This is a genomic window from Phycisphaerae bacterium, assembly GCA_018003015.1.
Lineage (GTDB): Bacteria > Planctomycetota > Phycisphaerae > UBA1845 > PWPN01 > JAGNEZ01.
In genome coordinates this window covers 46682-70045 of record JAGNEZ010000003.1, presented here as the reverse complement: position 1 = coordinate 70045, position 23364 = coordinate 46682, and the positions used below count along the sequence as shown (strand labels likewise).

The following is a 23364-nucleotide window of genomic DNA, read 5'->3' as shown; positions in this document are numbered from 1 at the left end:
TATGGTCTCCTAGGGGGTGGGTTAAGCCTGCCGTTTCAGATCATCGAGGACCATCTCCATCCGCGTGGCGGCAGGAAGCGGATTGCCCTGTGGATCGACGACCTTGACGGACCCGCGTATCAGCCGGGTTGGCCAGCGGATGGCGCGCTGGAACTCTTCCCGGCATTCCCAGAGGTAGGGAACGGCGAGGAAGCCGCCTGCGAGGATGCGATACAGCCCCTCCGGAGAGCACGATGACGGTACATGGGTCTCGATTGTCGCGAGGATGGCGCGGGCTTCCTGCAGCAGCTCGTGGGTCCGCTGGGCGACTTCCGGATTCTCGGTCATGTCGTCCACGCTGCCCTTGGCGCGCAATCGCCGGTACTCGGCCAGGGCATGGCGAGTGATCTGGATGCTCTCGTCGACCACGGGGGGATCGGCCAGGTGCGAGGCTTCGGAGTAGCTTACCACATGGATGACTGGGGGGCTGTTTGGATTCTGAGGCTCGATGTCATCCATGAGGGCGGTGACGGCCGCCAGTTGAGCCTTCGCCTTGGCCAGGTCGGGGGAGAAATAATCCAAGCCCGCGCGGGGTTGCAGGATGAGGTGGAAAGAATCGTCCTCCAGTTCGCGAACCAGCTGCAGCATGGCACGGGACTTGGCGAGATCCTGAACGCCCCAAGTGGACCTGGGGGTGTTCAGCATGTTCTGAAGTACCAGGTGGCGAATGCCGTGGTGTTTGGCCGCTCTGGCGGCAAGCACCGCCGAGACGACACAGGTGACATCATCTCCGCCGCGAAAGGCGAAGTGGTGGGGTACATTCGGCTCAAAGGGCTTACCCACGGACGCCACGTACCTGATGGTCTGGAGATGGTGTTCCAGGTTCTCACGCACCGAGTAGGGGCCTCGGCCGTCGATGCGGCAGAACCACCACAACGAGAGGGCATGCCAGGCCATGTACAGGGTCTGTTCGTACATCCTGGCCAGCTCGGGGATGTGGGTTGTGCCGGCATAGGTACGGACGAGCATTGGCCGGGCGGCCTGCCAGACTGCTGCGAACTCGGTCGGGGAGTTGATGGGTACTCCGCCCCCATTGGGTCTGCCATTCCAGTTTTCCCCGAATGCGGACTGGGTCAACTGGGAGGTTCCGATCGACAGGATGTCGAGTAAGCCGGATCTCGCCAGGCGGCCGGTCCATTCAAGGAACAGAGAGACGGCCTGGGCCCGGTCGGCCTGATAGGGTCCGATGTGGGCTCGCATCAGGGGAGGCAGTTGGTGGGTCCGGGCATGTTCCACGCGTCGGACCAGGGTGTCCCGCCGGGTGCCGAATTCTCCACAGCCGCTCCGGTCGACAGGTCGGACCTGCAGGTAGTGGCCCTTTTGGATCAGGTCTCTCCCGAACGACAGTCTCGCTTGGTCATAGCCGGCGCCTTCGGCGAGGTTTCTCGGCATAGTGTCCGGTCTGATGGCGAGCATTGCCAGGGTCTCTATGGGGGTCTCGTCGCCACGGAAGACACCGGCGACCTCGGGAACGCGCTGTTGCACCAGCTCGCACGCTTTGGGCAGGCCGGCGAAGTAGACTGCCTTGAGAAAGCCGCCCTGTTCGGCGAGCAATCTTCTGGTCTTGAGCTGGTGGATTAGTCTCTCGAAGAGGAGGGCTCCCTGGCGTGGATCCAGGCGGTAGCTGAAACCCAGGATGGTGATTCGGTTCTCGCGCAGCCATTGCTCGATGGCCGCGCAATAGCGGGGATCTTCAGGCCGGTTGAACGCCTCACAGGTCGGGGCGTCTCCCACGACGACCGTGTAGCCACAATCTCGGAGGATCTGTTCCACCGAGGTGATGCCCAGGGTGTGGGCTTCGATGGCTGGTCGGACCAGGCCGAAGCGATCCGTCGTTTCAACTGAATGCGTCCTCATGGGTATTGATCTCCGGCTTCCACAAGGCTCCTTCGAGCGAATCGCCATCCAACGGGTGCTGGCTGGGTGGTGTGTTGGGTACTGGGGTTGCCGGTTCCGCTCCCACGACCAGGAGACGGATATCCTTGACCGACATGCCGGCGATCCCTAATCGCTGCACCGTTCGTCCCTCCGCCCAGTAGTCCACGCCGTGGATGACGCACGCCAGGTGAATCACGGCGCGTATGGTCGGTGTGGGGACACCGAGCATCTGACCGATCGACGCGATGGGGACCAGACTCATGGGTACGTCTTCGGAAATGTAGCGGTGCTGCACGGTGGCGACGGACCGGATGCCGCGGTATCCGGGATTCGCCTGAATCGCATCGAGCAGCGTCTTGCCGGCCGCGTTGTACGCCAGATAGAGCCACTCGCGAGCGGTGTGGGCTCGGATACCCAGCGCGCCGGTCACGGCGATCCGCTCTCGATCGATCGCCTCCAGGACGGAAGCGATGGCTGGCGTCACGCCTCGAACGTAGTACTCGAAGTCGCCGTGGGTATCCTCGATTCGGCCGGCGTTGAGGACGGTGATAGCCGGATGGAATACCGCCCCGATATTGTCGAGGCTGGTTTTCAGGATATTGTCGCCGGGGATGAATTGGGGCAAAGCGCTGCGGATGACGGGCAGGATATCGGCGATCTGGTAGGCCGGCAGGGCGGCGACGGGGACGGAGCTCTTGATACCGAACACGTGCACCTGGCCGGGATTGGTGAGTCGCGATGCGTACAGCAATGTCTGGGCCTCGGCCACGTAGGGGCGGACCTGCGGATTCCTGGCTTGCAGTACTTGGGCCACTTCCAGCGCTCCGCCCGTCCGGCCCGGATTGAGCACCAGAATCTGCCCATCCTTGATGTGTGGGGCCACGAGATTGGCGATATTGCGGTGGGCGGTGGCCGGCACGACCACCATGACTACATCCGCGTCCCGTACGGCATCGCCGATACTTGTCGTGACGAGATTGAGGGTGGCAAAGCCGTGTACCTCACCAGTGACACGGATGCCACCAGCCGCCCGAATGGGGGCAAGTCGTTCTTCGCTGCGGGTGAAGAGGTTGACCTTGCAGCCCGTGAGGGCCAGGTGCCCGGCCATGGCCAGTCCGCCGGGCCCGGCCCCGAGAATACAGAAAGCCGGCATGCCGTCCGCGGCGACGATCTCCCCCAGTGGTTCTTCCTCCTCCGCCAAGCGTTCGATCAGTTGCTCCGGCGACTCCGCGTTGAGCAGCGACTCGACCACCTTCTCGTCCGAGCAGAGTCGGGCGATGCGACTGAGGACGCGAAGATACAGCCCACGGGTTTGGGGCGGACCGAGCAGGACGACAATCAGATGGGCTCGGTTTTCCGGATCGTCATCCCATTGCACGCCTTCACGGCAGGTGGCCATGGCGAAGAGGAGCTGTTTGCAGGCGGCCGTGGTCGCGTGAGGCACGGCCACACGATAGGGTCCCAACGGCAGGAGGATAGCCCCGGCCCGATCCCTCGCGCGGATGTCGCGGAGGGCCAGTTCGACATCGACACCGCGGGCCTCACCGAGGGTGGAGACAAGCCGATTGAGGGCGGCTTCCTTGCCCGTCGCGGAGACGCCGGTCAGGACGCAACGTGAATCCAGGAGTTGGGAGATACGCATGTGGTTCTCTGTTTCGCGGGTTCACTGGTCACCGGTTCGCGGCGACGGCTACGCCGGCGCGGCCACGGCCTTGTCGAGGTAGGGGTGTTCGAGACCTGTGCCCGCAAAGGGGTCCGAACGTCCCAGGCAGGAGTCGTAGAACCTCGCCTGTTCGAGCAAGATGGCCCGGTGGCGAGCGTCCTGAGAGACCGATTCAGCCGCGAGCCGGGCGGCGCCGGCCATGACCTCGATGAGCTCTCGCATTCTCGAACGACAGGCGACCGTACATTGTACGCTCGATCGCACAACATGAGCAAGTTCAGTCTGGGTCTTCCGGCCGCAGTTGGTACTGTCCTTGGAAAACAACAGGCCGTTCTCGAACACCCCCAGGGCCCGATTCAGGTCCGACAGAGCCTTCGCGGCCTGCCTCAGACTGCTGATCGGTTCGACGTCCGAGACTCGCGGCAGGGGCTGGTCGAGATGCTGCCGGACGCGGCTGACGGCGTCTTTCATTCGGCGCAGCGCCACCGGTACCTGAAGCCCGTGGGGGACGGCGTCATACGTCACCAAGCCGGATCCGGCGCAGAAGTCGCATCTTGCTGCGCCGAGTCCCAGGCACTGCACGCAGACCTCGCTGCCACCCGAATGCCCTCGGCCGTCGCACGAGTCGCAGGGTTCCAGGCCGTTGTGACAGCAGAAGCACGGCTGCCGAGCGTACGAAGCGATAACTCGCAGCGTCGCTTGCGGCCCGATCGTGTGTGCCAGCCATCCGAGCAGTGTCGCGTCCGACGGATTCGGGCCGGACGTCAGGCCGGCGTTGAATCGGGAGAGCGCTTCGGTCTCCCCCAGACGCTTCAGCAGGGTGGCGATGTCCTGCATGGCATTCTGCAGGCGGCCCTCCGGCGTTTTCGCTCGTGATTCGGTGAAGGACCACATCAGCGTCCTTTCCCGGGCTCAGCCCGATCAGGCACAGGCCTCTCTCGACAACATCGCCGCTGCTTCCGGTTGGAACAGGAGTCGCTCGATCCGCATTCGTCTGGTTCCGGCCGGTGCGTGAACCCGAATCGTGTCACCGACCTTGCGTCCGAGCATCGCGGCCCCGATCGGCGATACGACGGAGATTCTGCCCTCGAGGATGTCCGCGTTTTCGGGGAAGACGATCACATACTGTGTTTCCTCGCCCGAAGCCAGATCGCGGAGCAGCACCTGCGAGTGCATGGTGACGATGTCGGCGGGCATCCGCTCGGGCAGGACGACGTCCGCCCGGTCGAGTTCTTCGCGCAGGGTGTTCAGATAAGAGATGTCTTCCTGGTGCCGGGCCCGGGCGACGCGCACGTACTCCGAGAGCCGGGTCATGTCCTCCACGGTAATGTAGATGTTTCTGGCTTTCATGACATCAGCCTCCTTGACCGCTTCCGGCCGCACATTTCACGCCTCACGTCCTGCCGCGGCGGCGACCTGTAGCGACACATCCCGCCGTCCGGTCGTTTTCGCTCCGGTTGGCTGGCCGACGACCACCACGGAGTTCCATCCGCCCAGAGGTCCCCGTTCCACGCCGAAGGCCGCGAAGTCGAGGTAGCGCTCGCCGTCGGCCAGGTACTGAAACTGATAGGCTCCCGGCCTGAGGTGCAACCGGCGGGTCCACCATCCGTCGCTCCTCTTGCTCATGGCCGCTTCCGATCGGCGCCAGCCGTTGAAGTCGCCGACGAGGCAGACGCGCTGGGCGTTGGGCCGGAAGAAGCGGAACTCGACGTCTCCGTTTGGATAGTGAGTGACCATGGTCGGCCTCAATTCATACTGGCTGGCGCCGTCCTCATGCGGTGCCTGCTCCTGTAGTGCGGTTGCGACGCCAGGTCGCGCAGTCCCTCGAGCAGGCCTTCCGAGAAGATGAGCCGGTCAGTCTCATTCGGCAACCAGGGTTTGAGGTTCTCGGGATTCCCACAGAATGCCATCAAGTCCTCCACGCGATCGGTACCTGGTTGTTCCAGGATCAACTGGAGCAAGTGGCATGCGGCGTTGTGCAGAATCCGTCCCTCCCCGCATCGCCGGCGGAAGTATCGAACAATCCGATCCGTCTGGTTTACCATAGAGCACCTCCTGGAAGTCGTGTCCTAGGCTGAGGACACGGTCAGACCCTGTTGGGCCGAATCTGGTTCTCGTTCAGCTCCTGTGGCTGAACGCCCATGACGCGCCCCGCAACCGAAACTGGGCGTCGTTGCCGCGCAGGGTTGCACGTCTTCTCACTTCCCAGCGGCGGCGCAGCTCGCGAGCCACGGCCCGTCCGGCCCGATCCGCGGCCCGATCGATGGCGACCGAGTGGTCTGGGTCGCGGTCCTCGATCATGATCGTGCCGGTCGGGGACAGGTGGACGATGATCCGGCAGGAGCGATCTGCCCCGCCCCGATCGCCGCCGATGTCGCTCAGTCGGACGGCGACGGCGCGGATGCGGTTGGAGAACCGGGACAGGGCGAACTGGAGCCGCCGCTGCACCCGTTTTCTCAGGACGGTGTTGACCTCGACGCCATGTCCGCTCATCCTGATTCGCATGCCCATCTCCTTTGGGTTTCAGGGTGTTCCCCTGGTCTCCACCGGATATATACGTCCGGCATCGCTGTACGGATTCTTAGAATCTAACTCAACCATTCATCGATAAATACGAACGATCGTCTCCGGCGGGCATCCCCGCCGACAGGTTGATGCCGGGGGTGCCGACCGGGTCCGCGGCACGGGGCGCCGCGGGGGCCTGGTCCGGTGGCTGGGCGACGAGCGATGTCCGGGCCAACGACCTAGGTCCGGATGGCTTCGCCTGGGTGCTTGTGGGTGATCGAGGTCGCCGCTTCTTCGTCCATGCTCACTATACCCTTTCCTGCATACTTAGGCAAATAGAGAATGGTGAATTGACACATCGTAATAAACGAACTATCATAAGGGGATGGACTGGCTCAACTACCATCATCTTTTTTACTTCTGGACGGTCGCGAGGGCGGGTTCTATAGCTGCGGCCTCGCAGGAACTGCTGCTCGCTCCGCCGACGATCTCCGCCCAGATCCATGAGCTTGAGCGTTCGCTGGGCGAGAAGCTGTTCGATCGTGTCGGGCGAAACCTGGCGCTGACGGAAATGGGGCGGGTGGTTTTCCGATACGGGGACGAGATCTTTGCGCTTGGCCGCGAGATGGTGGACACCTTGAAGGGCCGTTCCGTCGGGGTCTCCATCCAGGTGAACGTGGGGATCAACGACGTGATCCCGAAACTGGTCGCATACCGGCTTCTGTCGCCGGTGATTCACCTGCCGGAACCGAGCCGGATCTCATGCGTGGACGGGTCGCCGGCCCAGTTGCTGCCCGCCCTTGCGGTTCACGATCTGGACCTGGTCCTGTCGGACGCGCCGGTGGGTCCGCACATCAGAGTTCGGGCTTACAGTCACCTGCTCGGCGAGTGCGGCGTCACGCTGTTTGCCTCGCCGAAGCACGCTCACCGGATGCGCAAGGGTTTTCCGCGATCGCTGCATGGCGCACCGGCGCTGCTCCCGGCGTCGGGCGGTGCCTTGCGGGCCGCGATTGACCGGTGGCTCGAGTCGGTCGACGTCACGCCCAAGGTCATCGGGGAGTTTGAGGACGTTGCCCTGTTGAGTACCTTTGGCGAGCACGGCGAAGGGTTCTTCGCGGGCTATGACGTGGTCGAGTCGGACATCATGAGGCGGTTTCGCGTGGAGCCCATCGGATCGATTGAGGACCATCGGGAACGGTTCTTCGCGATCACCGTAGAGCGCCGGATCCGGCATCCGGCCGTGGCGGCGATCACGAAGGCGGCTCGCCGCCAGCTCTTCAAGTGACGGCCGGACCCTGAACCGAGGTGCTGTGCGGAGTCCGTTTCATGGTTGGTGGCAGAGGCCGTCTGACATCGGCCGCCGACCGAAGAATCGGGCAAGCCACCGTTGGTGCGAGACGAAGCCACCGATTGATGCCCCCCTTCGGCACCCAGCGTTCATCCTTTCGCCCCTTGGCAGGCCTGGCTGGCTGGAGTAAAAGGGGATCCGGCGGGCCTCGACCGGCGAGCGATCCGGCCAGGCTAGCCCTTGGGGACAGCGTCATGGACCGGAGCCAACTCAAGATCCGTCCGATCATCGGACTGGAGATTCACGTTCAGCTTGCCACCAAGAGCAAGTTGTTCTGTTCGTGTCCGGTTGAGTTCGGGGCGGAGCCGAACAGCAATGTGTGTCCCGTCTGCCTGGGCATGCCCGGCGTGCTCCCGGTCATGAACCGCCAGGCGTTCGAGTTCTCGGTGCGTACGGCCGTTGCCTTGAACTGTGAGATTGCCCCTTTCACCAAGTGGGACCGCAAGAGCTACTATTACCCTGATCTGCCCAAGAATTACCAGATCAGTCAATACGATCTGCCGCTGAGTTTCGATGGTGCGTTTGACGTGCCCACCGGGGTCAACGCTCGGGCTCGCCGGGTGGGTATCATCCGGGCTCATCTGGAGGAGGATGCGGGCAAGAACCTGCACGAGCACCCTGGTATCACCCAGGTGGACCTGAATCGCACCGGGACCCCGCTGCTCGAGATTGTGACCGAGCCTGATCTGTCGTCAGCCGACGAGGCCTACAACTTCTGCGTGGAACTGCAGCGGCTGGTCACGTACCTTGGGGTGAGCGAAGGGAACATGCAGAAGGGCCAGATGCGTTTCGAGCCGAACGTCAACGTGGCCATCGAGTATGATGGGCAGGAGTATCGCACGCCGATCAGCGAGGTGAAGAACCTCAACAGCTTCCGAGCGGTTCGCGGAGCCATCGCTCACGAGATCGAGCGGCAGGTGAACGACTGGATGGCCGATCGCGATTACGTCATCGGCAAGCGTCCGAAGGAGAACCGCGGCTGGGACGACGTCCGAGGCGTCACTGAGTTCCAGCGCGGCAAGGAGGAGGCCCACGACTACCGCTACTTTCCCGATCCCGATCTGGTTCCGGTCGAGATCAGCGTTGAGTGGCTGGAGCGGATTCGCGCGTCGGTGGGCGAGTTGCCCCTGGAGCGGGAAGCCCGGATGCAGGCGGACTACGGGTTGAGCCAGGCCGATGCCGCGACCATTCTGCGCGACCGGGCGACGGTGGATCTGTTCGAGGAGGCGGCGGGGTTCGGCCATGCACCGACGCTTGGCAAGCAGTTCATCAGTTTCTGGTTGGCCCAGGCCAACGCCCGAGGCTGCACGATTGCCCAGTTGGGCATTGACGCCGAGCGGTTGGGCGAGCTCTCGCGAATCACCGCCGACGGGGTCATCAATGCCACAGCTGCCCAGGCGGTAGCCGAGAAGATGCTGGACTCAGGGGACTGTCCGACCGCGATCGCGGATCGCGATGGGCTGGTCCAGGTTCGGGACGAGGGAGCCATGACCGGCTGGGTGACCCAGGCGTTCGAGGCCAACGCCAAGGCGGTTCAGGACGCCGTGGCCAATCCCAAGAAGAAGGTCCAGGCGCGCGGCTTTCTGCTCGGCCAGGTGATGAAGATATCGGGTGGCCAGGCCGACCCGAAGATGGTCGGCAGGTTGATTGACGAGAAGCTCTCCGGCCTCGGCGGGCCCTGAACAGGTTAACGCCGCCACCAAGGACCCCATCGTGCCTGAGTCCCTTGTCCAACGAGGCAAGCGGTAGCGGGCCACAGGGGGTGTCACGGAGGACGGGTGGCCTGATGGGTGCGGGGTTCCGAAGGCGCCCGGCTTGACCGCCTTCCTTGCCGGGTCGCGATTCGCAGTCAGAGCCGGCCAGACGGTTCGCGTCGACGCGGGGAGTGAGGTGGCGCCGTCAGGGCTTGGCGGGGGCGTCTGGTTCGCGGCTGTTTCGCGTCGGGCCTGTTGCCGATCCGCGGTCCTGCTTGGCCTGTTTGCCGTTCGTCCTCGACAAACGGCTCGATTCGGTTCGGCTCTTTTACCCTCCTTTTTCCATCCTGGCGGCGGCCGATGGGCCATGTCTGCGCCACGACCCGCGAACACAAGCCCTTGGTGTGGCAGGAAATACGGTTTCTTGTGCCTGGAAATCCCGGAAATCACTGGCGGGCCGAGACAAGGCACCTAGAATCACCTGTTCGGGGCCGGCATCGAGCTTTCAGACCCGCGCGGCGGGCGAGGCCGGCGTGATTCGTAGGGCACTGTTTCAAAAAAGGAGAGATCAGGATGGTCTGCAAACCGGGGATGCTCTGCGCGCTCAGCGCGCTCAGCGCGCTCGTCGTGCTTGGCCCGGTCCTCGCGGCCGACGCTGACACCATCTTCAACAACTTCGGGCCCGGTGATACTTTTTCGGCGGGTGGCCGGTTGCTCCAGGGTGAGACCTTCGGCACGATCGGCAACGTTGATCAGGCGATTACCTTCACCGTCGGGCCGAGCAGCTACCTGTTGACCCAGATTGTGCTCGGTGTCGGCGTAGCCGGGCCGCCGAATACCGGTACCGGCCCCCTTGATGTCGTCATCGCCTCCGACGCGGCCGGGTTGCCGGGTGGTGTCCTTCAGACCTCGGCCCTCAACGTCAACGTCACCGGCCAGCAGGTGCTGCACGCGCCCTTCCCCGGCACGCTGCAGCTCGACGCCAACACCACGTACTGGGTGATCGCCGATGCGAAGGGCAACTTCGACGGTGGCTGGGGCTTCAACAGTACTGGTGATATCGGTCCCACGGCCGGCCGCAGCGACAATGGTCCGTGGAACTATCGCCCGACCGACGAGCGGATGGCCACCCGGGTTGAAGGAAGAGTTGTTCCCGAGCCGGCCTCGCTGGTCCTTTTGGGCATTGGCGGGCTCGGCTTGATCGGTTTACGGAATCGTCGCCGGGTGATTTGGTCTTGATCGCTGGTTTGCGCCGGCCGGGGGGCCCAGATGCCCGCGTGCGATGACCCAAGGGCAGGTTTCGGACCTGCTCTTGGGTTCCGGCGGACCGGCTGCGTGAGTGGCCGGAGGCCGGTCGTTCTGTGGTCGGTCAACCGCGAGCCCGCTATTGTTTCTGCGTTGTCCGGTTGCCAGGTTCGAGCCGGCTGATTGTCCAGGCATCCGCCGGAGGTTGTGCCGCCGGGTCACCGACTTCCGGGGAGTACGGCTCGCCGATGGTTTTCGTCTGTTGTGCACCTGCCGTGTAACCCTTCGCGTATCCGAGGTAGTATCCGGAGAATGAAAGGGCGAGGAGAAGCAGTCCGGCAATGGCCGGGTAGCCACGAAACCCTGCCATGCTCGACAGCTCGGCCGTGTCTCTACGGGCAGCCGCATCGCGGACCTGAGGTTTGACGGACACTGATCCCACGACCTCATGGCCGAGATCCGATCGATGGGTGACTCTCACGGGGGTAACCTCCAGGCTCTTGCTCATGGTGTCGATCCGAGACACGCGGGCAGAATCTCCGTATCGATGGGGACACGAATGCCGGTGACGCATCGTTTTCTTGGGAATGCGGCTCTGCCATCCATATAGGCTGAAACGGTTCGCCGCGGACGATGTCTACAGGTTCTTCCACGATGTGCGCGCAGCACACCGGTCGCCACCAGAGGTAGGCGACCGGCGCACTCTTTTTGGGAGTATCGTGGCTATCTTGCGATTCGATACGCGCGAGGCGCCGCTGGGGCATGCCCAAGCGACACCGTTGTTTCCGCAGTCACGCGAAGCGCCGCTCTTGGCCGTTTTCGCGGCGGGTCGAATCAGCGACCCATAGCATGTCAAACGCATCGCCCGAGTCGTTGTCTACAGCTTGACGGGTCTTTTGTCTGAGGAATTGGCTATCGGTCTGGCCGCGCTATCGCCTGGGTGTCCGCAGGCTTGCCGTTCGCTTCGAATTCTGGCATGATGGGAACGGAAGTCGAAGTGGAGACGGGGTGGGGGCGGAGGGAGGCATACTCGGCCCGCAAGCACGCCGCGGCTCGCGATCTGGTCGCAAACCGAGCGGAGGATTCAAGGGTCTTTCCATGAGCGGAGAGAGCGTCGTCAGGACCGAGCGGGTGGCGCGTGTGCGCCGGGGGGACACGGACGCGCTAGCCGCCGCGTTTGACGAATACCGCCCGCGCCTCCTGAAGACAGCCACGTTTCGATTGAACCCGCGCCTGCTGGGCCGCGTCGATCCCGAGGACGTTCTGCAGGAGGCCTACCTGAACGCTGCTCAGCGGTGTGCCCACGTCGAAGGTGACACTGAGCAGTCGCTGTTCATCTGGCTTCGCCTGGTGGTTGCTCAGACTCTGATCGATATTCACCGTCGCCACCTGGGGGCGGAGATGCGTGACGCGGGCCGTGAGGTCTCCCTTCGGGCCCAGTTCTCGTCCGATGAGACCACGGTCACACTGGCCCACAACCTGCTGGCCAACATCACCTCGCCGTCGCTGGCCCTGAGGCGAATCGAGCTATCGGAGCGTCTCCGGGCGGCCATCGACGGCATGGATCCGATCGATCGCGAGGTCCTGCTGCTGCGGCATTTCGAGGAGCTGACCAACCAGGAGATTTCGGCGGTGTTGGACCTTGACCGAAAGGCCGCCAGCATCCGGTACTTCCGGGCTCTTCGGCGGCTGAAGGCCATTCTGGAGGAGACCGGCGGTTTCGATTCCTTGGCGGCGATGCCCTGATGCCGCCGGATCATGGCCCGATCGTCAATGGATGAGTGGATCACCATGGCCGAAACGAACCCGGACTGCGATCCGTTCGAGATGCTCGCGGAGGAGTTCACGCGCAAGTGCCGCTCGGGCGATTCGCCGAGCGTCGAGGACTATGCGGTCCGCTACCCAGCCCTGGCGGGCGACATTCGTGAGTTGTTCCCGACCATTCAGGCGGTTGAGAACGCCAAGCATCACGGCGGCGGTTCGTCGAGCCGCCAGCTCCTGACCCATGAATCCCCGGTGGGCCGGCTGGGCGACTTTCGTATTGTCCGCGAGCTGGGCCACGGCGGGATGGGGGTGGTCTACGAAGCCGAGCAGGAGTCTCTTGGCCGGCGGGTGGCCATCAAGGTGCTTCCCCGGCGTCATACCGAGGACCCTGCCCGCCGCGAACGCTTCGACCGCGAGGCCCGAACCGCTGCCCGTCTGCACCACACCAACATTGTGCCGGTGTTCGGCGTGGGCGAGCAGGACGGCTACCACTACCTGGTCATGCAGTATATTCGGGGTGTGGGGCTGGACACGGTGTTCAAGGCTCTGGCCGGGCACGATGCGGGAGCGGAATCGGCGTCGAGCTCGACGTTGGCTTTGTCGAGCCGTTCCTCCGACCTGATCGAGGTGGCCCGTGATCTGCTTGAACAGCGTGAGGAACGCGCCGCCCCGGTCTGCCACGCTCGGACGTCGGGTGAGCCGCTCTCGGGTAACGCAGGCGGTTCGCGGCTGACACTCAATCGCCAGTACTGGCGTCACCTTGCCCGGGTGATGGCCCAGGCCGCGGATGCCGTCGCCTACGCCCACAGTCAGAGCGTCCTGCACCGTGACCTCAAGCCGAGCAATCTTCTTCTGGACTCGGACGGGACTTTGTGGGTGGCGGATTTCGGCCTTGCCAAGGAGATCGGGCACGAAGGGGCGACACAGACCGGCGACCTGGTGGGCACCCTGCGGTACATGGCTCCGGAGCAGATCGAGGGTCGCATTGAAGCCCGAAGCGACGTTTACAGTCTTGGCGTCACGCTCTACGAGTTGGCGACGCTCCGGCCGGCCTTTGCGGAGGCGAAGACCAGCAGCTTGATCCGGGCGATCATGGAGAAGCCGCTCCCGCCCGCCCGACAGGTATGTCCCGGGCTGCCGCGTGATCTCGAGACCATCATCCTGAAGGCCTCGGCCCGGGCGATCGAGCACCGGTACGGTTCTGCGGCCGAGCTGCGCGACGACCTGCTGGGTTTTGTGGAGGACCGCCCCATTCGTGCTCGTCGCATCTCGCGCGTCGAGCGGCTGCGCCGCTGGGCGATGCGCAACCCGCTGCCTGCCACGCTCGGCCTGGCGAGCCTGGCCTTACTGCTGACGGTGGCCATTGTGTCATTCACGGCTTACGTGAGCGTGCGGATCGCGAACTCGCGGGCCGAATTGGCCCTGGCAGGCGAGCGGCGTCAGCGCCAGCGTGTGGAAGCCGTGGCGGACTTGTCGCTGCAAGCCATGGAGGCGACCTTTGACCGGTTCGCGCCCGAAAGCCTGTTGTCCGCTCAGGAGCTGAGCGTGGATGGCACCGAGGAATACACCGTGTCCGTCGCGGCCCCGGCGGCGATTTCGCCCGAGACGGCCACCTTTCTCGAACAGATGCTCGTCTTCTATCGCAAGCTTGGCCAACAGGAAGGCGAATCCCTCTCGGTGCAGTTGAAGGTGGCGGCCGCTCATCACCGGGTCGGCGAGATCCACGAGCGGCTGGGCCGATACGCCGACGCCGAGGCCGCGTACGACGTCGCGATCCGTCGTTGCGAAGCGATGTGCCAGTCTGACCCGAACAACACCGCCGCCCGGACCCTTCTGGCCCGCGTCCACAACAAGCTGGCCGCGGTCCTGTTCACCCAGGAGAAGGCCGAGCCGGCGGGCCGACACCTTCAGGAATCGCGGGAGCTGTTGCGGGCCCTGAACAGCGGCCCCGAGCCCGCCCCGGAGGCGCGGTTTGAACTGGCCCGGGCCCTCTATCTCTCCGCCATGATCCCGAGCAGCCTCTCGTCGAAATCGTCTTCCGGACCAGCCGAACGACCCGCCGGCCTCCATCCGCAGGACGGCGCGAGCCCGCGCCCCGACATTGGCTCGTATCGTGACTGGCGCGATCGCTTCCGGGCCTGGAACCAGAGGCGGATCGCCTGCCTCCGCGAGGCGGTCCAGATCCTGACCGATTTGACCGGCCAGATGCCCCGCGTTTCGGAGTACCGCCATCTGCTCGCCCGATGCCTGCGTGAGCAGCGCGGCCCGGGCTTCGACGGCGACCGTGGTTCCGGTCATCCCGGCAGCCTCGATCGGGCCATCGAGATTCTCGAGAAGCTGCCGCAACTGCCCCCGTATCGCTTCGACCTGGCCGAGACTTACGCCATGCAGGACCGCGGCCCGCAAGCCAGGGCCCGGGTCCTCAAGGCCATCGCGATCATGGAGGACCTGGTTCGCGAGCAGCCTCACGTTCCCGATTACACGCTTTCGCTGGCCAACATGTACATCAAGTTGAGCGGCATCGACAAGTTTGAACGCCGCGAGGAAGAAGCCCTGAAGGATATGCGCCAGAGCGGTATGCTCTATCAGACGCTGGCCCATCGTTTTCCCGACTCCGCGAAGTACGTTCTGCCGGCCACCTTTCAGACGCTCATGCTTGCCGACACCCTGCGTGAGCGGACCGAGTTCAAGGAGGCTCGGATCATTCTGGAAGGGGCCGTCCTTCAGCTGGAGCGGCTCACGGCCGCGGGCGTTACCGGCTGGAACGTCCGCGGGGCTCTCTCCGCTCACTACGCCATGCTGGCGGACGTTTACCGCGGCCTGAAGGAGTCCGCTCTCGAAGAAGCCACCCGTTCCAAGCTCACCGCTCTCCGCCGCGGCCACTGATCCCGGGGCCTCGTTCTCCATGATTGACTCTACGACCAGTTGCCGACCGCTTCCCATCGATCAAGTTGGCGTTGCGGCGTCAGGGTTTCCGTCCCTGCCCGGGCGGCACCGAGGGGGCTTCATCGCGTCATGGGGGCGGGCTATACTCTCGCCCATGAGCGACATCTATCAGAACCCGTTGGTATCCCGTTACGCCTCTGCGGAAATGGCTCGCCTCTTCGGGGCCCGACATCGGATCCTCTGTTGGCGCAGGATCTGGCTGGCCCTGGCGGAGTCGGAAGCCGAGCTCGGCCTGCCGATCACCCGCCGGCAGCTTGACCAGCTCCGCCGGACGATGGAGCAGATCGATTTTGAGAACGCCGCCGAGCATGAGAAGCGCCTCCGTCATGACGTGATGGCCCATTTGTACGCCTGGGGTGATGTGGCTCCGGGCGCCCGTGGGATTCTGCATCTGGGGGCGACCAGCATGGACGTGGTCGACAATGCCGACCTGATGATCCTCCGGGATGCCCTGGTCCTGATTCGCGATTGGCTGGCCAATGTGATTGACGCTCTGGCCCGCTTTGCCCGCAAGCATCGTGACCTGCCGTGTCTGGGTTACACGCACTACCAGCCGGCACAACTCACGACTGTCGGGCGGCGGGCGTGCCTGTGGGCGTACGATTTTGTCCGCGATCTGGAGGCAGTCGAGCAGCGTCTGGGCGGTCTGCGATTCCGTGGCATTCGTGGGGCGACCGGCACGCAAGCGAGCTTCCTGGCCCTATTCGAGGGCGATGTGCGGAAGGTGGACCGGCTGGAGAGGCAGGTCATGGCGCGGCTGGGGTTTAAGAAAGCGGAGCCGGTGACCGGCCAGACCTACAGCCGCAAGGTTGACGCCGACGTGGCCGCCGTTCTGGCCGGCATCTCGGTCAGTGCCCACAAGATGGCCAACGATCTGCGGCTCATGGCCGGCATGAAGGAGATGGAGGAGCCTTTCGAGGCGCAGCAGGTGGGTTCGTCGGCGATGGCCTACAAACGGAACCCGATGCGCTGCGAGCGGATGACGGGTTTGGCCCGGTTTGTCATCTCGATCCTGTCCAGCCCGTTTCAGACGGCGGCCGAGCAGTGGTTCGAGCGTACGCTGGACGACTCGTCGAACAAGCGGATCGTCTTTGCGGAGAGCTTCCTGGCGACGGACGCGATTCTTCGGATTGTGACCGATGTGGCTCGGGGGATGGTGGTCTATCCGCAGGTGATTGCCTCGCGGGTGGCGGCCGAGCTGCCCTTCATGGCCACAGAGGACATTCTGATGGCCGCGACTACCACTGGCACAGCAGGGCAAGGGGGCAAGCGTGGCAAGATCGCCCGGGCAGGGGATCGCCAAGCGTTGCATGAGCGGATTCGCCGGCACTCTCAAGCTGCGGGCCGCGAGGTGAAGATGCGTGGTCGGGCCAACGACCTGATGGCTCGACTGAAGGCTGATCCGGCCTTTGCGGCGGTCGATCTCGATGGAGCCCTTGACCCGAAGCGTTTTGTGGGTTTGGCGCCGCGGCAGGTTGATGTCTTTCTGAGGGAGGTTGTTCGTCCGGTTCTGGCTCGCCATCGCAAGGTGCTACGGAAAGATGCCCTGCTGGCGGTTTGAGCGGGAAGAGGTTTAACAGCATATACATCAAAGGTTTAAGTTCAGGCCAAGTTGCGGGGCGGCGTTCTGTCGGCTCGAGCCGGATTCAGGTGGCTGGTTCAAGCCTGGCTCAAGTAGTTGGAGGGGGCTCCCATCAGGTTGCGGAGCTGCTTGAGGGCTCGATGAAAGAGCATATGGACAGCAGCTTCGCTGCGGCTGAGGCGGGTGGCGACTTCTGCGACGGGCAGGCCCTCGATCAGGCGCCAGACGATGATTTGGCGATAGTCTTCGGGGAGCTGCTGGAGCCGGACCATGAGGACGGCCAATCCCTCGCTTCGGGCGGCTCCTCGGCTCGGGGTTGAAAGTGGCGAAGTTACTGCGTCCAAAAGGTTTACGTACGATCCACTCTGGACACCCCATGCAGATACTTGTCGGCGGACATCACGTTTCTCGGCCAACAAGGCTCGTTGGATATCGATCAGCTTGTTTTCGGCGATCTGTCGCAGCCAAGCCAGGAAGGGCTGGAATCCATTGAAGTCTGCGTTGGCCAGGCTGGCCCAGCAGGCCGCGTAGGTTTCCTGGATGATGTCCTCAGGTTCGAGTTGGGCCTTGGCTAGGGCTGAGCCCATCTGTTGAGCTATAGTTGCCCGGAGGGGATCGAAGCTGGCGACGAGCAGGGCATCCATGGCGGCCGTTTTCCCGGCTTTGGCCTCGGTGAGCAATTCCCTGAATCGTGCGTCTTCCATTGCGTTCTGGTTTGCGTCTGGTGGTTGCTGACCGCATAAACGCTTTTCAAACAAAAGCTTACCACCGATATCGGCATATCGCCAGGGAGAATTGTTATGGGACATCCCGATTCCGGGGATGATGCGACGGCCGGGAGAGAAAAAAAACGCAAAAAGTCATTCCTGGTGCGTTAGTCGGGTCCGGGGATTCCGTTGAGATATCTAACGGCAACCCCATAAGATGCTCCGGTGCCCGGAAGGATCTCCCAGACCTGCTTCCCTCCTCTTGACAGGCTGGACGATTCTCCCGGGCACCTGGCTTTTTACGCGGTGCTGTTACCCGGCGAACAACCGTCTGAGGTGCGCGAGAGACCCCGTCGCTAGCCGGCTCTCCAGGGAAGGGTGTGGCGGGCGTCGTGCTGAGCCCGGTCATGCTGAGGGAGGGAGTGGTGCCGGAGGGTTATCGAGCCGGGCCGGTTGCGGCCGGTGGGGTTGCGGGCATGGTGGTCGGTGCGGGCGGATGGTCCGGGTCGGTTTGGGTTTCCCACAGCTTGATCAGCCCGTCTTGTCCACAGGTAGCGATCGTCCGGCCGTCCGGGCTGAACCTCACGCAGGTGACGGGGCCGTTGTGGGCTCGGGCGCTGAACACTTCGCTTCCGCTGGCGACGTCCCAGATTTTGAGCATCATGTCGGTGGTGCAGGAGGCCAGTCGTCGGCCGTCGGGGCTGAAATCGAGCCACTCGACGGACCGCTGGGGTCCTCTGATGGTTGCGCTTCGCAGGCCGGTGGAGATGTTCCAAAGGGAGATGGTGCCGTCGCGATGAGCGCTGGCGATCGTCGTCGCGTCGGGGCTGAACCAGGCGCCGCTCAGGCTCATGCCGGTGGTGATGGAGCGTACCTGTTCTCCGGAGGCCGGATCGCGGATGGCGACGTCTCCGTCGGACAAGCCGATCGCGAGCCAGTGGCCGTTGGGGCTGAAGACGGCGGTCATGGGCTCGCTGGCGTGGGGGATCTGCCGGAACTCCTGTCCATCGGGGAGTCGTCGGAGGGTGACGAGGTTGCCGGCGGTACTGACGAGGAGGGTGTTGTCCGGGCTGAATCCAGCGCTGCGGATGCTGCCGAGGAGGTTGGGAAGGAGCATTTGTCTCGCGCCGGTGGTGGCATTCCAGACGCGGAGGGTTCGGTCGGCGCTACCCGATGCGATGCGTTGGCCGTCTGGGCTCCAGGCGAGTCCGAGGATGGCGTCCTTGTGTTCGGTGAGGACGAAGATGGGGGAGCCGGATTGCAGGTTCCAGACGCGGACGGCGTTATCGGCGGCCTGGGCGGTCGGGCCCTGCGTGTCGCCTGGTCCGCCGGCGGAGGCGAGTTTTTTTCCGTCCGGGCTGAAGGCGAGCCGGAGCACGGAGCCGGAATGGCCGCGCAGTTCGCGATACTCAGCCGGAGCGGTGCTGGGCCAGGCCCTGAGTCGTCCGTCCATGCCGCCCGAGAAGACCCGGCTTGAATCGGGGCTCCAGGTGACGGCCTGTCCTCCGTGATCGTGGGCCGAGTAGGTGTTCAGTTCCTCTCCGGTGTCCGCGTCCCAGATTCTCAAGGTGAGATCCGATTCCATGCCGGATGCCGGTGTGCGCGGGGTTCCGGCGGAGGCGAGCCGTTTGCCGTCGGGACTATAGGCTACGGCGTTGACGAAGCCCTCGTGGCCGCGAAGCGAGAGGAGTTCCTCTCCGGTGGTGGCGTCGAGCACCTTCAATGTGCCGCGTGCGTCGCGGCCGGTTGGGGCCATACCCCCGCCGGAGGCGATGCGTTTACCGTCCGGGCTGAATGCAACGGACAGAACCGCGCCGGGATGAGCCGGGAGCTCCTTTAAGATCTTTCTAGAAGCAACCTCCCAGATTCTGATTCTGCCGCTGCCGCCGGACAGGTTCAGGTACTCGCCGGATGCCACGTGCTTCCCGTCGGGGTCGTAGGCGACGCAGGAGACTTCGTTGCCGTGAGGGGCGGAGGTGCCGAGGATTTCCCCGCGGGGCACGGTCCAGAAAGTCAACGTCTTGGCCTGTCCTCCGGCGACCAGGCCGGTTCCGTCCGGGCTGAACGCTGCGCAGTTGATGTACTGTTCTCCCTCTTGCAGGATGCGGTGGGCATAGGTTTGGGCGTCCCACAGCCGCAGGGTTCGATCGCGGCCGCCCGACGCGATCCACTTGCGGTCATGGCTGAAGGCGAGGGTGTTGATCTGGTCGGTGTGGCCGGTGAGATGAGCGATGGCCGCACCGGTGGATACGTTCCAGATCCTGATGATTCCGTCGCATCCTCCGGTGATGATCTGTTCACCGCTGCGGTCGATGGCCAGGGCGGTCACGCCTTTCGCGTCGGCGGTGATGTCGAGGGAGGTGGGCTGCCTGGAGAGCCGATACAGGTAATGCCATTCCCAACCGCGCAGGTTGGTGGGGCAGGCATCGAGCAATTGCCGGGTCTGGCCGAGGTACTTTTGCTCGTAGGCGTTTCGGGCGAGGGCGATCTGGTTGAGGTAGGTGACACGGCGAAGCTGTTCGGCCTGTTCCTGGGCGACGGTTCGTTCGCGTTCGGCGATTCCACGGGCCTGTTCGGCCTCGGCGGCCTTGGCATCGGCGCGGCTGCGTTGCCGATCCTGTTCCAGCCGGGCGAGGATGGCTCGGTCACGTTCGACCACTGCTTGCCGCCAGAGGGAGACTGATGCCAGCAGGGAGACTCCGACCAGGATGGCAAAGGCTGTGGCCACCATGACGGGTACGCGATGGCGGAGCAGCATCTTGCCCAGGACGTACAGCCCGCTGTCGCTTCGGGCGGCGACGGCCTCGCCGCGCAGGTATCGCCCGATGTCGTGTCCCAGTTCTCCGGCGGTTTGGTATCGGCGATGGGGTTCCTTTCGCAGGCACTTGAGAACGATCGCCTCGACGTCGCGGTCGATCTCCCTGCGGACGGTGCTTGGCCGGGTCAGTTCGCCGCTGACGATCCGGTTGAGTACATCGCGCACCGGTCCGACGACCTGGTAGGGGAATGTGCCGGTGAGCATCTGATAGAGGATCACGCCGAGGGCATAGACGTCGGTTCGCGTATCGACCTGATCGAGCAGTCCCTGGGCCTGTTCGGGGCTGCTCCACGGCAGACTGCCCACGAACTGGCCGGCCAGGGTCATGCCCGAGGCGATTTCCGTTTCCTTGTCGTCGCCCTCGACCTTGGCCAGGCCGAAGTCGAGGATGTGCGGTCGTCCTTCCTCATCGATGCGGATGTTACCCGGTTTGAGGTCGCGATGGATGATACCCTTGACGTGGGCGGCGTTGACTGCGTCGCAGATGACCACGAAGAGTTGGAGCAGCTGCTCGATGGATCGGGGGGCGTTGCGGATCCAAGCGTCGAGGGGTAATCCGGGGATGTAGTCCATGACCACGAACTGGCTTCCTGCCGCCGTGCCGCTGTCGTGGACGTTGACGATATTGGGGTGCCTCAGGGCGCCCAGGACCTGGATCTCGCGATCGAAGCGGGCCCGGTCGCGCCAGCCGGCGAACGGGCCCTCGTGCATGATCTTGATCGCGACCTCGCGTCGCGTCGCTCGTTGGAGGGCTCGGTAGACGACCCCTTGTCCGCCGCGGTGGATTTCGCTGAGGATCTCGTAGCCGGGCAGTGAATCGCGTGGCGGGGGGGTGTCGGGTGCCTGGCCGAGGGGCCCGCCGGAGGATACCCGGCCGACCTGGCGGAGCATGGTGAACTGCTCGCGTAGTTCGTCGGCCAAGTCGGGGTTGGCCTTGATCAGTTCCTCTTGGCAGCCGGCCTCGCCTTTCTGGGCGCGGTCCAGGAACTCGTTCAGGACGCGGCCGATCCGTTCGTCCCGGGGATCCAGCTGCTCGGCTGCCATGCGAAACCACCTCTGAACCGACCTCGTCAGGTGTGAGACGGGCGTCGTGCCGATCGGGTTGACCGGCTGGAGGCCTGCCCGACACTTGCCGCGGCGATGGGCTCCTCGATCCCGGATGCCTGCCGGGTGCTGAGTCGAAGCGAAGGATGATCGTCGCCGTGCCGCCAGCCGGGTACTACCAGGGTAAACAGACCGCCCGGCGAAGACCGAGTTCCTGGTGTGGACTGTAACGCGCCGCCACGGTTCTTTTCCAGTCTCGGTGTGGGCGTCGCCTACGACCTGTCGCCGGTCCGGCTTGGCGCGGTGATCGAGGCGACGTACTCTCCACACCGACGGGCATCCCCTTGTTGTGTGCCGATTGCCCATGCTGGAGCCGATGCATGAATGCGAGCCTTGGCTTCCTGTTGGCGGTTGTTGGTGGTGTGCTCATGGGCAGTTTTAGTCTGCCGATGAAGCAGACAGCCAAGTGGGCGTGGGAAGCGACGTGGCTGGTGTGGGCGGTTGCGGCCCTGGTGATCTTGCCCTGGGTCATCGCCCTCACCACCTGTTCCGATCTGATGACGGTCTATGCCCGATCGGGTACAGGCACGTTGGCGATGGTTTTTCTCTTCGGTGTGGGCTGGGGCTTAGGCGCGGTCACTTTTGGGCAAAGCATCTCCATTCTGGGGATGAGTCAGGCGTTCGCGATCAGCATTGGTCTGACGCTGGCCCTCGGTTCGCTGGTTCCGATGGCCTCTGAGCCCAGGGTGTTCCTGACCGCCGGCGGCGCGACGGTGACGGGGGGCATTGCGCTGATGGTTGTCGGGGTCATGATTTGCGCCGTGGCCGGGGCCCGGAAGGAGGCCCAATTCCGAGCGTCGGCGGGACAGGGGCAGACGGGCGCTGAATCGCCGGGCGGGGTATCCGCAGGGACGTTCGTCAAGGGGCTCACCCTTTGCATTCTGTCGGGGATCTTCAATCCGATGATCAACTTTGCGAACAACTACGCCGGTCCTCTCAAGGATGCGGCCAGAGCGGTGGGGGCATCGGCGGGCGGGGCTTCGGATGCCATCTGGGCGGTGGCGCTACTGGGCGGATTTGTCACCAACGCGGTCTACTGCGTTGTCCTGCTGATCCGGAACCGGACCTGGGTGGGGTACGGTCTTCCGGGCACCGCCAGCCACTGGCTGCTGTCGGTTCTCATGGGGGTGACCTGGGTGTTGTCGATCACTCTGTTCGGCCGCGCGGCGGCGGCGATGGGTGAGCTGGGCAATTCCGCGGGCTGGGCGATCACCATGGGCTGCTGCATCGCGGCCTCCAGTGCGTGGGGCATCTTGACCGGAGAATGGCGTGAAGGACGAGGCAAGCCGCTCCGGACGATGTACATCGGTCTGGCCCTGATTCTGCTGGCGATCGCGGTGATTGGCTACGGCAATTCGCTGGTCCGGTAGGGGGGGCAGAGCGGGTCTTGTGGTCGGGCTGGTTCGGGGCTCGCATATCTTTGGCCGGTATCAGGCGCGTGGCAGAGGCGATTTCACGGCGGGCTTATTCCTCCTGAACTTGGGGCTTGGCCTCGGGTTTAGCGTCGGACTTGGCTGGGGGCGGGCTCAGCGAGAAGCTGGACTCGGGCAGGGCAACGACCTTGGCGATCAGGGCGGCGTTCTTGTTTCCGGGCTCGATGATGGAGATGGCCCAGCGTATTCCGGAATGTGTCGGGGTGGGGTCATAGAGGACGATGCGGGGGGCGGCGCCGGAGTTGACGATGCCGATGGGGTTGTAGACGTAGGGTTGGCCTGAGGTTGGGCAGGTGAAATCGCGCACGTTCTCGAATCCGGGGACGTGGGCGAGTTCCTCGATCCGGGCCGGCAACTGCTGATGGGTGGCGTAGTAGAGCAGGAGTGGGCCGCAGATATCGTGCAGGCGCATGGCGCACGGGTCGGTATTGCTGTTGGGGGTTTGCCTGGCTGGCGTAGCGGACGTGGCGGGCGAGGTGGGGGCGGGGGGTGGTTTGCCGGGCGGGCTCTGGCAAGCTCCGGTCAGCGCCACGGCCAGGAGCAGGCCGTATCGCCCCCAGTGGTTCCGCGTGTGGGGGGTGCTCTGGCCGTGGAGGCCGGTGTTCGGCGGTGAAGCCGTCTTGGGAGGGAGCCTCACG

At 64.2% G+C, this 23364-nt stretch carries 18 protein-coding genes; 7 read left to right on the top strand and 11 right to left on the bottom strand.

The genetic code is table 11. From position 1 onward, the window contains the following. Positions 1–21 precede the first annotated feature (21 nt). From KA354_02130 to KA354_02100, 7 genes are all read right to left on the bottom strand, one after another. Positions 22–1896, bottom strand: coding sequence for a cobalamin-binding protein (locus KA354_02130; protein MBP7933422.1), 1875 nt, complete (start codon positions 1894–1896; stop codon positions 22–24). After that, positions 1877–3559 (bottom strand): NAD/NADP octopine/nopaline dehydrogenase family protein, encoded by a 1683-nt coding sequence (locus KA354_02125; protein ID MBP7933421.1) that lies wholly within the window; start codon positions 3557–3559, stop codon positions 1877–1879. Before KA354_02125 ends, KA354_02130 begins: the two co-directional genes overlap by 20 nt. 48 nt (positions 3560–3607) lie before the next feature. Then, positions 3608–4474 (bottom strand): hypothetical protein, encoded by an 867-nt coding sequence (locus KA354_02120; protein ID MBP7933420.1) that lies wholly within the window; start codon positions 4472–4474, stop codon positions 3608–3610. A gap of 27 nt (positions 4475–4501) precedes the next feature. Further along, positions 4502–4930, bottom strand: coding sequence for a nucleoside diphosphate kinase regulator (gene rnk / locus KA354_02115; protein MBP7933419.1), 429 nt, complete (start codon positions 4928–4930; stop codon positions 4502–4504). Between the two features lie 36 nt (positions 4931–4966). After that, positions 4967–5317 carry an isoamylase early set domain-containing protein gene (locus KA354_02110; protein MBP7933418.1) on the bottom strand — a complete coding sequence of 117 codons (351 nt, stop codon included), beginning with the start codon at positions 5315–5317 and terminating at the stop codon, positions 4967–4969. Between the two features lie 8 nt (positions 5318–5325). Next, entirely contained in the window at positions 5326–5625 is a 300-nt protein-coding gene (locus KA354_02105; protein ID MBP7933417.1) for a hypothetical protein, read from the bottom strand. A gap of 73 nt (positions 5626–5698) precedes the next feature. Then, positions 5699–6085 carry an HPF/RaiA family ribosome-associated protein gene (locus KA354_02100; protein ID MBP7933416.1) on the bottom strand — a complete coding sequence of 129 codons (387 nt, stop codon included), beginning with the start codon at positions 6083–6085 and terminating at the stop codon, positions 5699–5701. 385 nt (positions 6086–6470) lie between these two features. Here KA354_02100 and nhaR point away from each other — a divergent pair, with 385 nt between their 5' ends. The 3 genes from nhaR to KA354_02085 all read left to right on the top strand — a co-directional run bounded on the left by nhaR (position 6471) and on the right by KA354_02085 (position 10366). Beyond that, positions 6471–7370, top strand: a complete 900-nt coding sequence (gene nhaR, locus KA354_02095) for a transcriptional activator NhaR (protein MBP7933415.1) — start codon at positions 6471–6473, stop codon at positions 7368–7370. 257 nt (positions 7371–7627) lie between these two features. Next, positions 7628–9115: an Asp-tRNA(Asn)/Glu-tRNA(Gln) amidotransferase subunit GatB gene (gatB, locus tag KA354_02090; protein ID MBP7933414.1), complete on the top strand. Its 1488-nt coding sequence runs from the start codon at positions 7628–7630 to the stop codon at positions 9113–9115. 585 nt (positions 9116–9700) lie between these two features. Then, a complete protein-coding gene (locus KA354_02085; protein ID MBP7933413.1) occupies positions 9701–10366 on the top strand; it encodes a PEP-CTERM sorting domain-containing protein in 666 nt (221 codons plus the stop codon). Positions 10367–10511: 145 nt separating this feature from the next. Here KA354_02085 and KA354_02080 read toward each other — a convergent pair whose 3' ends face one another. Next, positions 10512–10880, bottom strand: a complete 369-nt coding sequence (locus KA354_02080) for a hypothetical protein (GenBank protein MBP7933412.1) — start codon at positions 10878–10880, stop codon at positions 10512–10514. A gap of 590 nt (positions 10881–11470) precedes the next feature. Here KA354_02080 and KA354_02075 point away from each other — a divergent pair. The 3 genes from KA354_02075 (at position 11471) to KA354_02065 (ending at position 16643) form a co-directional block, all read left to right on the top strand. Further along, positions 11471–12118: a sigma-70 family RNA polymerase sigma factor gene (locus KA354_02075; protein ID MBP7933411.1), complete on the top strand. Its 648-nt coding sequence runs from the start codon at positions 11471–11473 to the stop codon at positions 12116–12118. A 45-nt stretch (positions 12119–12163) separates the two neighbouring features. Continuing rightward, entirely contained in the window at positions 12164–15022 is a 2859-nt protein-coding gene (locus KA354_02070; GenBank protein MBP7933410.1) for a serine/threonine protein kinase, read from the top strand. A gap of 154 nt (positions 15023–15176) precedes the next feature. Then, positions 15177–16643, top strand: coding sequence for an adenylosuccinate lyase (locus KA354_02065; protein ID MBP7933409.1), 1467 nt, complete (start codon positions 15177–15179; stop codon positions 16641–16643). 98 nt (positions 16644–16741) lie between these two features. Here KA354_02065 and KA354_02060 read toward each other — a convergent pair whose 3' ends face one another. Together KA354_02060 and KA354_02055 are read right to left on the bottom strand one after the other, a co-directional pair. Next, the gene (locus KA354_02060; protein MBP7933408.1) at positions 16742–17368 is read right to left on the bottom strand and encodes a sigma-70 family RNA polymerase sigma factor; all 627 of its coding nucleotides are present in this window, start codon (positions 17366–17368) and stop codon (positions 16742–16744) included. A 439-nt stretch (positions 17369–17807) separates the two neighbouring features. After that, positions 17808–21233, bottom strand: coding sequence for a protein kinase (locus KA354_02055; protein ID MBP7933407.1), 3426 nt, complete (start codon positions 21231–21233; stop codon positions 17808–17810). Positions 21234–21613: 380 nt separating this feature from the next. Between KA354_02055 and KA354_02050 the strand changes: the two genes are divergently transcribed. Then, positions 21614–22663, top strand: a complete 1050-nt coding sequence (locus tag KA354_02050) for a hypothetical protein (protein MBP7933406.1) — start codon at positions 21614–21616, stop codon at positions 22661–22663. 94 nt (positions 22664–22757) lie between these two features. On the opposite strand, the gene KA354_02045 is transcribed toward KA354_02050, so the two are convergent. After that, positions 22758–23363 carry a hypothetical protein gene (locus tag KA354_02045; protein ID MBP7933405.1) on the bottom strand — a complete coding sequence of 202 codons (606 nt, stop codon included), beginning with the start codon at positions 23361–23363 and terminating at the stop codon, positions 22758–22760. Between the last annotated feature and the right edge of the window lies 1 nt (position 23364).